11 protein-coding genes are annotated in these 12,651 nt (G+C 64.8%); 8 read left to right on the forward strand and 3 right to left on the reverse strand.

Translation table 11 applies throughout. The features are described from left to right. Position 1 precedes the first annotated feature (1 nt). Both VGR67_08655 and kdsB read right to left on the reverse strand, forming a co-directional pair. On the reverse strand, positions 2 to 1,612 hold the full coding sequence (locus VGR67_08655) for a CTP synthase (GenBank protein HEV8336470.1): 1,611 nt from the start codon (positions 1,610 to 1,612) through the stop codon (positions 2 to 4). Positions 1,613 to 1,634: 22 nt separating this feature from the next. Beyond that, the gene (gene kdsB / locus VGR67_08660; protein ID HEV8336471.1) at positions 1,635 to 2,369 is read right to left on the reverse strand and encodes a 3-deoxy-manno-octulosonate cytidylyltransferase; all 735 of its coding nucleotides are present in this window, start codon (positions 2,367 to 2,369) and stop codon (positions 1,635 to 1,637) included. A gap of 204 nt (positions 2,370 to 2,573) precedes the next feature. Here kdsB and VGR67_08665 point away from each other — a divergent pair, with 204 nt between their 5' ends. From VGR67_08665 to mdh, 4 genes are all read left to right on the forward strand, one after another. After that, a complete protein-coding gene (locus VGR67_08665) occupies positions 2,574 to 3,560 on the forward strand; it encodes an ABC transporter ATP-binding protein (protein HEV8336472.1) in 987 nt (328 codons plus the stop codon). After that, the gene (locus VGR67_08670) at positions 3,557 to 4,366 is read left to right on the forward strand and encodes an ABC transporter permease (protein HEV8336473.1); all 810 of its coding nucleotides are present in this window, start codon (positions 3,557 to 3,559) and stop codon (positions 4,364 to 4,366) included. The genes VGR67_08665 and VGR67_08670 overlap by 4 nt, the downstream gene beginning before the upstream one ends. A gap of 167 nt (positions 4,367 to 4,533) precedes the next feature. Continuing rightward, positions 4,534 to 5,784, forward strand: a complete 1,251-nt coding sequence (gene icd / locus VGR67_08675) for an isocitrate dehydrogenase (NADP(+)) (GenBank protein ID HEV8336474.1) — start codon at positions 4,534 to 4,536, stop codon at positions 5,782 to 5,784. Positions 5,785 to 5,813: 29 nt separating this feature from the next. Further along, a complete protein-coding gene (mdh, locus tag VGR67_08680) occupies positions 5,814 to 6,740 on the forward strand; it encodes a malate dehydrogenase (GenBank protein HEV8336475.1) in 927 nt (308 codons plus the stop codon). Positions 6,741 to 6,743: 3 nt separating this feature from the next. Here the strand turns inward: mdh and dacB are convergent, their stop codons facing one another. Beyond that, positions 6,744 to 8,249: a D-alanyl-D-alanine carboxypeptidase/D-alanyl-D-alanine-endopeptidase gene (dacB, locus tag VGR67_08685; protein HEV8336476.1), complete on the reverse strand. Its 1,506-nt coding sequence runs from the start codon at positions 8,247 to 8,249 to the stop codon at positions 6,744 to 6,746. 327 nt (positions 8,250 to 8,576) lie between these two features. On the opposite strand from dacB, the gene VGR67_08690 reads away from it, so the two are divergent. The 4 genes from VGR67_08690 (at position 8,577) to ndk (ending at position 12,650) form a co-directional block, all read left to right on the forward strand. Then, the gene (locus VGR67_08690) at positions 8,577 to 10,013 is read left to right on the forward strand and encodes a glycosyltransferase family 39 protein (GenBank protein ID HEV8336477.1); all 1,437 of its coding nucleotides are present in this window, start codon (positions 8,577 to 8,579) and stop codon (positions 10,011 to 10,013) included. Between the two features lie 149 nt (positions 10,014 to 10,162). Then, complete coding sequence (sucC, locus tag VGR67_08695) at positions 10,163 to 11,329, forward strand: ADP-forming succinate--CoA ligase subunit beta (protein ID HEV8336478.1); 1,167 nt, start codon at positions 10,163 to 10,165, stop codon at positions 11,327 to 11,329. Then, positions 11,326 to 12,222 carry a succinate--CoA ligase subunit alpha gene (gene sucD / locus VGR67_08700; GenBank protein HEV8336479.1) on the forward strand — a complete coding sequence of 299 codons (897 nt, stop codon included), beginning with the start codon at positions 11,326 to 11,328 and terminating at the stop codon, positions 12,220 to 12,222. The genes sucC and sucD overlap by 4 nt, the downstream gene beginning before the upstream one ends. An 8-nt stretch (positions 12,223 to 12,230) precedes the next feature. Beyond that, positions 12,231 to 12,650, forward strand: coding sequence for a nucleoside-diphosphate kinase (gene ndk / locus VGR67_08705; GenBank protein ID HEV8336480.1), 420 nt, complete (start codon positions 12,231 to 12,233; stop codon positions 12,648 to 12,650). Position 12,651: the final 1 nt, after the last annotated feature.

Raw genomic sequence — 12,651 nt, forward strand, 5'->3', positions numbered from 1 at the left:
ACTAGCGTTTCGTCGCCTTCCGGCGGCGAAGACAGGCGGCGACGAAGCTCCGGAACAGCGGGTGCGGCGCCAAGGGCTTCGACTTGAACTCGGGGTGGAACTGGCAGGCCAGGAACCAAGGATGGTCGGAAAGCTCGATGATCTCGACGAACCGGCCGTCCGGGGATTGCCCCGAGATCTTCAAGCCCTTCTTCGCCATCTCGTCCGCCAGATGGCGGTTCACTTCGTAACGATGGCGGTGCCTTTCAGAGATTTCGGTGACGCCGTAGGCCTGGTGCGCGAAGGAATGGGGCTCGAGCAGGCAGGGGTAGCGGCCGAGGCGCATGTTGGCCCCCATGGAATCGACCCCCTCGAGCTCCTTCAGCTTGTAGATGACCTTCTGGGAGGATTGAGGGTTGAACTCGGTGCTGTCCGCATCCGTCATTCCACAGACATCGCGGGCGAACTCGATGATGGCGCATTGAAGTCCGAGACAGATGCCGAAGAACGGGACGTTCTTCTCGCGCGCGAATCGTATCGCGTGGATCATCCCCGACACCCCGCGGATGCCGAACCCGCCCGGCACGAGGATGCCGTCCATGGCGGTGAGCTGCTGCCGCAGATCGCCGTTCTCCATCCCCTCCGCCTCGATCCAGTGGATGTTCATCCGCGTGTCGTTGGCGATGCCGCCGTGAGTCAAGGCCTCGTTCAGGCTCTTGTAGGAGTCCTCATATTCCACGTACTTCCCCACCAGGGCGATGTCCACTTCCGCGGCCGGCTTCTTGACCGTCTCCACCATCCGGGTCCAATCGGAGATGTCCTTGTCGCGATAGGGAAGATCAAGATTCTTCAGGATGATGGCGTCCAGCCCCTCGCGGGCCAGGAACAACGGGACCTCGTAAATGGTCTCGACGTCCTTCGCCGTGACGACCGCCTCCTCCGAGACGTTGCAGAACAATGCGATTTTCTTCTTCATCTCCTTGGGCAGGATCCTGTCGGTCCGGCAAAGGAGGACGTCGGGCTGGATTCCGATGGCGCGAAGCTCCCTCACCGAGTGCTGGGTCGGTTTCGTCTTGAGCTCTCCCACCGCGCCGATGTAAGGGACGAGCGTCAGGTGGATGAAGATGGCGTTGGTTCTCCCCACGTCCAGGCGGAACTGCCGGATGGCCTCCAGGAACGGGAGCGATTCGATGTCGCCCACGGTGCCGCCGATCTCCACGATCTGGATGTCCACCCCCTTGGAAATCTTCAGGATGGCCGCCTTGATCTCGTCGGTGACGTGGGGAATCACTTGCACGGTGGCACCCAGATAGTCTCCGCGCCGCTCCTTGTTGATGATCTGCTCGTAAATCTTGCCGGTGGTGTAGTTGTGATCGCGTGACGTGACCGTGGACGTGAAGCGCTCGTAATGTCCCAGATCCAGATCGGCCTCCGTGCCGTCCTCGGTGACGAAGACCTCGCCGTGCTGGTAAGGGCTCATGGTGCCCGGATCGACATTCAGATAGGGGTCGAACTTCTGGAGGGTGACGGTGAATCCACGACTCTCCATCAGCCGGCCGATGGAGGCGGCGGCGAGTCCCTTGCCGAGGGAGGAAACGACTCCTCCCGTGATGAAAATGTATTTGGTGGGCATGTCCCTCCTTCGCGTCAGACGGTCAGCTCGGCCCTTCCCCAAGAAGGCGGCGCACCTTTTCGAGATCTTCCGGCGTGTCCACGCCGATCGAATTCCCCAGGGCGTCGAGGACGCGGATCTTTCCCCCCGACTCCAGGACCCGGAGCTGCTCCAGCCGTTCCATCGTCTCCAGAGTCCCCGGCGGCTCGGCGCTGATCCGGAGCAGGAACTCGCGGCGATAGGCGTAGAGCCCGTGATGACGGAACGTTCCCGTCGCCTCCCCGTCGCTCCGGTGCGGAATGGGGGAGCGGGAGAAATAGAGGGCGTTCCGGTCGGCACCGCAAACGACCTTGATCACGTTGGGATTCTCCCGATCTTCCCGCCGCGAGACGGGACTGCGGAGCGTGGCCATGTCGACGCTCGGGTTGGACCGCAGATCCTCCACCAAAGCGTCGATGTCGCGGGAATCGACCAGCGGTTCGTCCCCTTGGATGTTCACGTAGATCGGCGACTCGACGCGGCGCGCGACCTCGGCCAGACGATCCGTCCCCGAACGATGCTCCTCCGAAGTGAGGACCGCCTCGCCGCCGAAGGCCCGTACCGCTGCGGCGATCCGCTCGTCGTCGGTCGCCACCAGAACGCGGCTCAGGCTGCGCGCCCCGGCGCTACGGTCGTAAACGTGCTGGATCAAGGGCTTACCCGACAGGGCGGCGAGCGCCTTGCCGGGGAATCGGGTCGACCGGTAGCGCGCGGGAATGACGCCGATCGCCTCGAGCATCTGGTCTTCTTTCAGGTCTTCTACCGGGCCTTTTGCGGGGAATCTCGAAACTTTGTGACGGGATATCATGATATCCGAAGAATTCGAGCAGTGTCAAAGCAATTTCGAGCGCCCGGCCGCGCCGGCGTTTGACACCTCCGGACCTTGCCGATAGCCTTGGAGGGGACGTGCCGGCACCGCGAGAGAATCCAGGCAGCCTCAAGCATGCTCTCACCCATCGAAATCACTTCCCTGAGCAAGGTGTTCCGGAGCAAGAAGTCGCTCCGCCAGATCCTGGGCGGTCCGGCGGCGAAGCCGCAGGAGACCTGGGCGTTGAAGGACGTCTCCCTGCAGGTGCCCGAGCGCGCCATCTACGGACTGCTGGGCCCGAACGGCGCCGGCAAGACGACGCTCCTCAAGATCCTCTCGTGCCTTGTTCTGCCGACGTCCGGGCAGGTCCGGGTGGGGGGGTTCGACACCCGGAAGTCGGAGATGGAGGTGAAACGCACCCTGGGATTCGTCACTTCCGACGAGCGCAGCTTCTACTGGCGCCTGACGGGAAGGGAAAATCTCCAGTTCTTCGGAAACCTCCATCAGCTGCACGGCGGGGCGCTCGCCCGGCGGATCGATTTTCTCCTGGAGCACCTCGATCTCTCGGACCAGGCCGACAAGCCGTTCCGCGAATACTCCTCCGGCATGAAACAGCGGCTTGCCGTCGCCCGCGGACTCCTTCACGATCCCCCCGTCGTCCTGCTGGACGAGCCGACGCGCAGCCTGGATCCGATTTCCGCAAAGCATCTCCGGCGGTTCCTTTCCGAGGAGCTCAACGGCAGGCAGGGCAAGACGCTTCTCCTCGCGACCCACAATCTTCAGGAAGCGGAGCAGCTGTGCCAGAACGTGGCGGTGCTCTCGCGGGGACGGATTCTCGGCGCGGGCCGGGTCGAAGAGCTGACGGTTTGGGGGCTCGGCAAGGACGCCTACGTCCTGGTCCTGTCAGGGATGTCGAAGCTGCCGGAATCCTGCGCGGGACTCTCGGTCACATCGTTGCACGACGGGCTGCTCCGGGTGGCGGGCGATTTTTCACGCGATGGCAAGGCGCTTTCCTCGCTTCTCGGTGAGGTCCTCCAGGTCGGGGGCCGCGTGATGTCCTGCACGAGAGTCGAGCCGACCCTCCAGGAGGTATTCGACCGCATCGAGGAGGGAAGAGAGTGAAGCTCTTGCGGCTGATCGCGGCCTTTCTGCGGAAAGACCTTCTCGAAGAATCGAGCTACCGCACCGCCTTCCTGATGCAATTCGGCGGGATTTTCATTTCGGTCACCCTGTGGTTCCTGATCGCGCGTTATCTTCGTCCGGCCGAATCGGCCCTTCCCGGCCTTCCGGGTGTTGCCTATTTCGACTACCTCCTGATCGGCATCGCCTTCTATCACTACTTGGCCTCCGCGCTCGGCAGCTTCGCATCCAAGCTGCGCAACGAGCAGCTCACCGGAACGCTCGAGGCGATGCTCATCACGCCGACGCCCATTCCCGTCATCATCCTCTCCTCCGCCCTGTGGGATTTCCTGATGACTTCCCTGCGCGTGATGGTCTATCTCGGGCTGGGGCTCTTCTTCGGCCTCCAGCTGCGTTACGACAGCCTCCTGGCGTTCTTCCTGATTCTCTTCCTCACGATCCTCGCGTTTTCGGGGATCGGGATTCTCTCCGCCGCTTTCATCCTCTACCTCAAGCGCGGCGATCCCCTCAACTTCCTCATCTCGAGCGTCTCCGGATTGTTCGGCGGCGTCTTTTTCCCCACCCAGACGATGCCATACGGGCTCGGAGCGCTCGGGAAGTTCCTGCCGATCACCTATGCATTGGACGGGATCCGGAAATCGCTGCTCGTGGGGACGCGGTTGGGCGATCTTCTCCCCGAGATCGCAGCGCTGCTCCTGTTCGTCGTCATCCTGCTTCCCCTGGGGCTCGCCGGATTTTCCCTGGCGGTCCGGAGAGCCCGCGAGGAGGGGACCCTCGCTCAGTACTGAGGGAGTCCCGAAACGTCCCGCGCTTCGCGCGCCGCCGTCCGTTGGGTTGAACCGGAAAGGGCGGTGTGCTAGATTTCGTCGCCAATCGACATCCTACCCCAGGCTTGATCGAAGCGAGGCGGAAGGCCGGGTCCCGGCCTGGGCGAATCTCCGGAGGAAAGCCAAATTTGAAGTTCCAAAAGCTCAATCTGCCCTCGGAAGGACACAAGATCGCGATCGAGGATGGCCGGCTGAAGGTGCCGGCGAATCCGATCATCCCGTTCATCGAAGGCGATGGGACCGGTCCGGAGATCTGGCGCGCCTCGCGGCCGGTTTTCGACGCGGCGGTGGAGAAGGCTTACAGCGGCAAGCGACGGGTCGCCTGGTTCGAGATCTTCGCCGGCGAGAAAGCTCGCGATCGTTACGGCGAGTGGATGCCCAGCGACACGCTGGAGGCGATCAGCGCCTACACGGTGGCGATCAAAGGGCCTCTCACCACGCCGGTGGGGGGTGGCTACCGCAGCCTGAACGTCAGCCTGAGGCAGCAGCTCAATCTCTACGCCTGCATCCGGCCGGTGCGTTACTTCGAAGGCGTGCCTTCGCCCGTGAAGCGCCCGCAGGATCTGGACATCGTGATCTTCCGGGAGAACACCGAGGACGTCTACGCCGGAATCGAGTGGCGCGAAGGCACCGAGAAGTGCCGGAAGGTCCTGTCTTTCCTCAATCGTGAGATGGGCACGGAGCTGCCCGACGACGCGGCCCTGGGCATCAAGAGCATGAGCGCCGGGGCCAGCAAGCGGCTGATCCGGAAGGCCATCCGTTACGCCATCGAAAAGCAGAAGGAGAGCGTGACCTTCGTGCACAAAGGCAACATCATGAAGTACACGGAGGGCGCCTTCAAGGAGTGGGGATATCAGGTGGCGAAGGAGGAATTCCCCGATTACACCGTCACCGAGGACGAGCTCAAGAAATCCGGGGCGCCCGCGCAGCCCCGAAGCAAGGTGGTGATCAAGGACCGGATCGCCGATTCGATGTTCCAGCAGCTCCTCACGCGCCCCCGCGAATACAGCGTCCTGGCGACCCCGAACCTGAACGGCGACTACCTCTCGGACGCGGCCGCGGCCCAGGCGGGAGGCCTGGGAATGGCGCCCGGGGCGAACATCGGCGACGTGATCGCCCTGTTCGAGGCGACGCACGGCAGCGCTCCCGTCTACGCCGGACAGGACAAGGTCAATCCCGGGTCTCTCGTCCTTTCGGGCGCGATGATGTTCGAATACCTCGGATGGCTCGAGGTGACCGACCTGATCGTGGAGGGCGTGCGGCGGGCCATCCAGCGCAAGCGCGTGACCTACGACCTGGCGCGCCAGATGGAGGGCGCCGTGGAGGTCAAGTGCTCCGAGTTCGCGGCATCCATCACCCGGGAGATCCAGGCGCTCTGAGGCGAGGCTTTCCGAAGAGAGGACACGACATGAGGAGCAAAGTCACGGTGGTGGGAGCCGGAAACGTCGGGGCCTCCGCCGCGCAGCGCATCGTGGAGAAGCACCTCGCCGACGTGGTGCTCATCGACGTCGTCGAGGGCATCCCCGAAGGAAAGGCTCTCGATCTCTGGGAGTCGGCGCCCGTGGAAGGTTATGACTGCCGCCTGCGGGGCACCCAGGACTACGCCGACACCGCCGGCTCGGACCTGGTCGTGATCACGGCGGGTCTCGCCCGCAAGCCCGGCATGAGCCGGGACGACCTGCTCATGAAGAACTACGAGATCGTGAAGGGGACGACGGAGCAGGTGATCCGCCACTCTCCGGACGCCATCCTCGTCGTCGTGACCAATCCGCTCGACGTCATGGCCCAGGCCGCGCTCCGGGTCTCGCGGCTGCCGAAGCAGCGCGTCGTGGGCATGGCGGGAGTCCTGGACTCGGCGCGGTTCCGTTCCTTCATCGCGGAGGAGCTGAACGTCTCCGTCACGAACGTCCACGCCATGGTGCTCGGCGGTCACGGCGATACGATGGTTCCGCTCCCGCGGTTCGCCACGGTCTCCGGAATTCCGATCACCGAGCTGATGACGCCCGCCGTCATCGAGCGGCTGGTCGACCGAACGCGCAACGGTGGGGCGGAGATCGTCGCGCACCTGAAGACCGGCAGCGCCTATTACGCCCCTTCCGCCGCTATCGTGGAGATGGTGGATTCCATCCTGCGGGACCGGATGAAGGTTCTTCCTTGCGCCGCCTACCTCGAGGGGGAATACGATCTTCGCGGGCTTTTCGTCGGGGTGCCGGTCAAGCTGGGAAGGAAGGGAGTGGAGCAGATTCTGGAGATTCCACTCACCGACGCCGAAAGAAAGGCGCTCCACGAATCGGCCCGTTCCGTGCGCGAGCTGGTCGAGAAGCTGAAGATCTGATCCTCAGGGTTCCGATCCGGCCGCGCCTCCCGACTCCGCGATTCCGCCGCTGCGGACGGAGCTCTCCACGAGCGTGGAGCAGACGCGATCCATCAGGCGCTTGATGGTCTCGGTGCCGCAGCGATAGTCGTTGATCAGGATCGCGAACGCGAACGTCTCGCCGGCCTCGTTGACCGCGTAACCGGAAAGCGTGGCGACGCCCGCGATCTTCCCGGTCTTCGCGCGGACCTTCCTCATCAGATCCTCCTGACGGAACCGGCGTTGCAGCGTTCCGTCGATTCCCGCCACCGGAAGCGAGGAGAGGAACTCCGGCCAGAGCTCGAAATCGTCGTTCATGGCGCGCAGCGTGTGCACCAGCGCCCGGGCGGTGACCCGGTTGGTGTGGGCCAGCCCGGAGCCGTCCGCCAAGGTCATCCCCGGCGTCGAGACGCCGATCTTCTCGAGATACCCGCTCAAGACCTCGATCCCCTTTCGGGTCGTCCCCGGCGGCTGCTGGAACTCCGCGCCGAGGGTCTTCAGGAGGACCTCGGCCATGAAATTGTTACTGTGCTTGTTCATGTCCCGCACGATGGCCGCCAGCGGCTTCGACTCGAACCGGAAGATCTCCCGGAAACCCTCCGGAATCGTTCCGCGTCTCGCCGAGCCCCGCACGACGATCCCCTGGCGGGACGCCAGCTCCTGGAAGGCTGCCAGGGCATAGAGGGTGGGGTTCTCCACCCCCTTCGTCACCTCGATGGGACCGCTCCCCAGCCGGATGGAGCCCGACACCGTGATGGTGTTGGCGCCCTGGCGGAAACCGCGATCGACGAACAGCCGGCTCTGGCCCGAGCTCGTGACGGCGCGGTTCGTCACCTTGAAATATCCCCCCAGGGGGATCAATTCCACCTGCGGGGGCCTGCCGGCCGCCGGCCCGGGCCGGACGCGGATCGTCACCACGTCGTAGTTGAATGAGAGCGCTCCGACGGGGGCGTTGACCCACGAGTCGTCGGGAACGGTCGAAGGCCAGACCTCCGGCCGGGTCTCGTAATCAAAATAGGTATCGTCCCCCACCAGGTCGCCGCGCACTTCGCGAAGACCCTGCCGGTGAAGCTCCTGCACCATCAGCCACCAGAACTCCCCGACGAGGTCGGGAGCGCCGAATCCCTTGATGTAGAGGTCTCCGTCGATCACGCCGTTGCGGGGGCTCTCCTTGGCGTAGAAGAGCGTCGGGAAAACGTAGTCCGGCTTCAGCAGCGCCAGCGCGGCCGCGGAGGTCAGGAGCTTCTGGTTCGACGCCGGCTTCAGCGGCAGATCCGCGTTCCGGGAGAACACCTCCGCGCCGTCTTTCAGGGAGACGACCTCGATGCCGACGCCGCCGGGATTGAGGCATTTCGAAGCGAGGACGGTTCGGATTCGATCGTTCAGGTCGCGGCTGGACATGATCGCGGGGGGAACGGCGCGGGAAGGGGCGGACGCGGTGACGAGAAAAAGAAGCGCGATGACGGCCGATCCAGCGATGCGACGATTCAAGCGGAACTCCATCCCCGCAGGCTAACAGACCTCATCCATCGAGTCAAAGCGGGAGAGTTCGTGCTTGGCGCATCGCCGCCTCGAAGATCGGCCGCGGGATCCCGGGTGCCGGCGCTGCCCGGCCCCGGCCGGTTCAGAGGATTTCGCAAAGGCGCCGAGGGATGCTGGCCCGAATGCCCCGAATCCTCCCGCGTTCCGGCGCATCGATTGGCGTTGGCCGGCGGCCGAAGCTGTGATAGATTAACGCCCCCTCAGGTCGCCTGGAGCGGGCCGTGAGGACACTCTCTCTCGAAAGCACACTGCAAGAGATCCAGAATGTACGCTAGGTTGAAGTCGGCGCTGGCCAGGCTGAACGATCGGCTGAATCGACTCTCCGCCGCGCGGTTCTACGCCCTGCTGGCCGGAATGGCACTGCTCATCGAGGCGCTGTGGGTGCTCGGGGCGATCTTCGTCGCACACCTCCCCGACGCGTGGCTCGGCAGCGAGAGCTATGGCATCATCGGCCGGAATCTCCTCGAGCACGGACGCTACTCGCTCGACGGAGCCCGCCTCACCGCCTACCGGCCGCCGCTTTACCCGCTGTTCCTCGCCGCCATGATCGAGATCTTCGGCAAGAGCTGGATCACCGGAACGATCCTTACCCAGGCCGCGCTGATGCTCGTGGCGACCGCCCTGCTGGCGTTGAGCCTCCAGCGGCTTTTTGCGGATCGACTGGCCGTTCTGCTGGGCGTGCTCTTGCTGGTTACGGACATCACCCTGGTCAAGGGTTCCTTGGTTGAGCTCGAAACCACCGTCTTGGTCGCGGTTCTGATGGCCTTTTTTTACCTCCTGATCCGCGGCCGCTGGTCCATCGCAAGCCTCGCCGGCCTGTCGGCGCTGGCCGCGCTCGCCCACCTGACTCGTCCGACCGGCCTGCTGGTGCTGCCGTCGCTCCTGCTCGTCTTCATCTCCATCTGGCGTTCGGGCGCAAGTTCCGCGGTTCTGCTTCGCAGCGCCGCCGCCCTGGCGCTCCCTTTTATGATCCTTGTCGCGCCGTGGCAGTATTTCATGTACCGTGAGATCAAGACCCTCACCATCCTGTCGTCCACCGCAGGCGGCTACAATCTCTACAAAGGCAACAATCCCGACATTCTGACGATATGCCCCTACGTCTTGTGGGACGATTACGAACCCTGGATGCAGCGGGCCCTCAGCGAGAGCGGCGTTTCGGAAGCGGACGAAGTGGCCACCGATAAATTCTTCAGAGCGAAAGCGGTGCAGTTCATCAAGGCGAACCCCGGTACGGCTATCAAGGCCGCCTTCGTCAAGCTGGCCGGGCTCTATTCGCCCTACCCCACGCCGCTCGGCTATGGAGACTTGGTCGACGTCAATGGGCGCGTCGCCATTAGGAATTACCGCTGGCGCTCCACCGTCTGGAACTGGTTGGAGTGCCTCCAAATGAGCCTCGTGCTGCTCGGTGCCTTGCTGTTCACCCTGAATGCCATGCGCCGCCGCGGGCCGCGCCAGCCGGGGCTTGTCCACGTCTGGATGTTCCTGGCACTCTCGAGCGTGATGCAAGCCGTCACCGTCGGGAGCACCCTCTACCGCCTGCCGCTGGATCCCCTCCTGATTCTCCTGGCGGCCGGCTTCTACGCCGGCTGGGCGCGGGGGCTTGGCCATCGCGCTGGTGCCGAAGGGACGCTTCCCGTCCCGGCCTCGGAAGAGGCCCTTCCGCCGGGTGCCCGTAGGCCTGGCGCATTCCTCGTGCCGTCATCAGCGCCCTGACTTTCCCGTCGCTTGGCCTGCGGGCCCCTGGAGCCTTGAAAGCGGACCGGCGTGGATTGACATCCCCGGATCGCTATGCTAAAAACCCGCGACAATCCTAGTATCGGTGGACTCTTCCCGGGTCCCGCGCTTCCCGCCGAGGCCGGCGAGTGAAAATTCACGAATATCAGGCGAAGAATCTCCTCAGGAAATTCGGCATCGCCGTGCCCGAGGGAGAAGTCTGCTTCAGTCCGCAGGAAGCGGTGAAGGCGGCCCTGCGTCTCGGGGAGCCCCCCTACGTCCTGAAGGCGCAGGTCCACGCCGGCGGCAGAGGGAAAGGGGGCGGCATCAAGGTCGCCCGCTCGGCCCAGGAGGTCGAGCGCCTGGCGCGCGACATGATCGGGATGTCCCTCGTGACGCCTCAGACCGGCCCCGAAGGCAAGAGAGTGCGCCGTCTGCTGGTGGAGGAGGGCCTGGAGATTGCCCGTGAGATCTATCTCGGAGTGGTCGTGGATCGCGCCACCTCGATGCCCGTGGTGATGGCCTCCGCCGAGGGAGGCGTCGAAATCGAGGAAGTGGCGCGCCGGTCGCCGGAGAAGATCCTGCGCGCGCCCGTTCGGTCTGGCGCCGGGTTCCGGCCGTATCAGGCCCGTGATCTCGCTTTCGGGCTCGGGCTCGGCGCGGTGAGCGAGCGAGGCGCCGCCCTGATGCTGGCCCTCGTCCGCGCCTTCGAGGATCTGGACGCGTCGCTCGCCGAGATCAACCCTCTCGTCGTCACGAAGAGCGGCCAAGTGGTGGCTCTCGACGCCAAGATCAACTTCGACGACAACGCTCTCTTCCGGCACCCCGAGGTCCGCGAGCTTCGGGACGTTGAGGAGGAAGAGCCTCTGGAAGTGGAGGCTTCGCGCCATGGCCTGAACTACATCAAGCTTCACGGCAACGTCGGATGCATGGTGAACGGGGCCGGCTTGGCCATGGCTACCATGGATCTGATTCAGCTCTCGGGGGGCGCGCCCGCGAATTTTCTGGACGTCGGCGGCGGGGCCAGCGCGGAGCAGGTCACCGGGGCCTTCCGGATCCTTCTCTCCGACGCGAACGTCCGGGCCGTCCTGATCAACATCTTCGGCGGGATTATGCGCTGCGACATCGTCGCCGAGGGTGTCGTGGCCGCGGCGAAGCAGATGGGAGTGAAGGCGCCGATGGTGGTGCGCCTGGAAGGAACGAACGTCGAAGAGGGGCGGCGCATCCTGCGGGAGTCCGGTCTCAACTTCACCGTCGCCGACGGGATGGCCGACGCCGCCCAAAAGGTCGTCGTGCTCGCGAGATCGACCTCATGAGCATCCTGGTCGGCCGCGAAACCCGGCTTCTCGTGCAGGGGATCACCGGACGGGAGGGAACGTTCCACACGCGGCAGGCGGTCGCCTACGGGACCCGCGTGGTGGCGGGCGTCACCCCGGGCAAGGGAGGCACGGCGCTCGACGGGATTCCCGTCTTTGACACCGTGCGGGAGGCCGTCTCGAAAACGGGCGCGAACGCCTCGGTAATCTTCGTGCCTCCTTCGTTCGCCGCCGACGCCATCATGGAGGCCGCCGACGCGGAGCTTCCGGTGGTCGCCTGCATCACCGAAGGGATTCCGACGCTCGACATGGTCCGGGTCAAGGCCTTCCTGGCGGGGCGGAAGACGCGGCTCGTGGGCCCGAACTGCCCCGGCATCATCACCCCCGGCGAATGCAAGATCGGGATCATGCCCGGCGCGATCCACGCCCCGGGGGCTGTGGGGGTCATCTCGCGCAGCGGCACGCTCACCTACGAGGCCGTGTCCCAGCTGACCGGGCTTGGCATCGGACAGAGCACTTGTCTCGGGATCGGCGGCGATCCGATCATTGGGACGCAGTTCGTCGACGCCCTGGCGCTATTCCGCGAGGACGCCACCACGAAGGGGATCGTGCTGATCGGGGAGATTGGCGGCACGGCGGAAGAAGAGGCGGCCCTCTACATCCGGAAACACGTGAGCGTGCCGGTGGTCGCCTTCATCGCGGGGCGCACCGCGCCTCCTGGAAAGAGGATGGGTCACGCCGGGGCGATCATCTCGGGAGGGCGCGGCACGGCGGCGGAGAAAGTGGAGGCGCTGCGCTCCGCCGGGATCCGCGTCGTGGACAGCCCCGCCGGAATCGGACAAGCCATGGCCGAGGCCCTTGCCGCGCGTCCGAGGCCGTCCACTTCCTCTTAGGAGAATCCATGGAGCGCACCCTCACCATCATCAAGCCCGACGGCGTCGCCGCGAATCTCGTGGGCGAGGTGATCCGGCGGCTGGAGGCGAAGGGCCTCCGCCCCGCCGCCATGAAGTTGCTGCGCCTGAGCCCGGATCAGGCCGCGGGCTTCTACCACGTCCACCGCGAACGCGGATTCTTCGATAGCCTGGTCGGATTCATGACCTCGGGGCCGGTGGTCGTCATGGTCCTGGAAGGGGACGGAGCGATCGCGAGGCTTCGCGAGCTCATGGGAGCGACCGACCCCGCCAAAGCGGCGGCGGGGACGATCCGGAAGGACTTCGCCTCCTCCATCGAGAAGAACATCATCCACGGCTCCGACTCCGCCGAGTCTGCCGAATTCGAAATCGGCTACTTCTTCAACCGCCTCGAGATCTGCCGGCGCTGAG

This window comes from Candidatus Polarisedimenticolia bacterium, assembly GCA_036004685.1.
In the GTDB taxonomy this organism is placed as follows: domain Bacteria; phylum Acidobacteriota; class Polarisedimenticolia; order Gp22-AA2; family AA152; genus DASYRE01.

Coding starts and splice junctions, on each gene's coding strand:
- VGR67_08655 (HEV8336470.1), bottom strand. CDS start 1,612: ATGCCCACCAAATACATTTTCATCACGGGAGGAGTCGTTTCCTCCCTC.
- VGR67_08665 (HEV8336472.1), top strand. CDS start 2,574: ATGCTCTCACCCATCGAAATCACTTCCCTGAGCAAGGTGTTCCGGAGC.
- sucD (HEV8336479.1), top strand. CDS start 11,326: ATGAGCATCCTGGTCGGCCGCGAAACCCGGCTTCTCGTGCAGGGGATC.
- kdsB (HEV8336471.1), bottom strand. CDS start 2,369: ATGCTCGAGGCGATCGGCGTCATTCCCGCGCGCTACCGGTCGACCCGA.
- ndk (HEV8336480.1), top strand. CDS start 12,231: ATGGAGCGCACCCTCACCATCATCAAGCCCGACGGCGTCGCCGCGAAT.
- mdh (HEV8336475.1), top strand. CDS start 5,814: ATGAGGAGCAAAGTCACGGTGGTGGGAGCCGGAAACGTCGGGGCCTCC.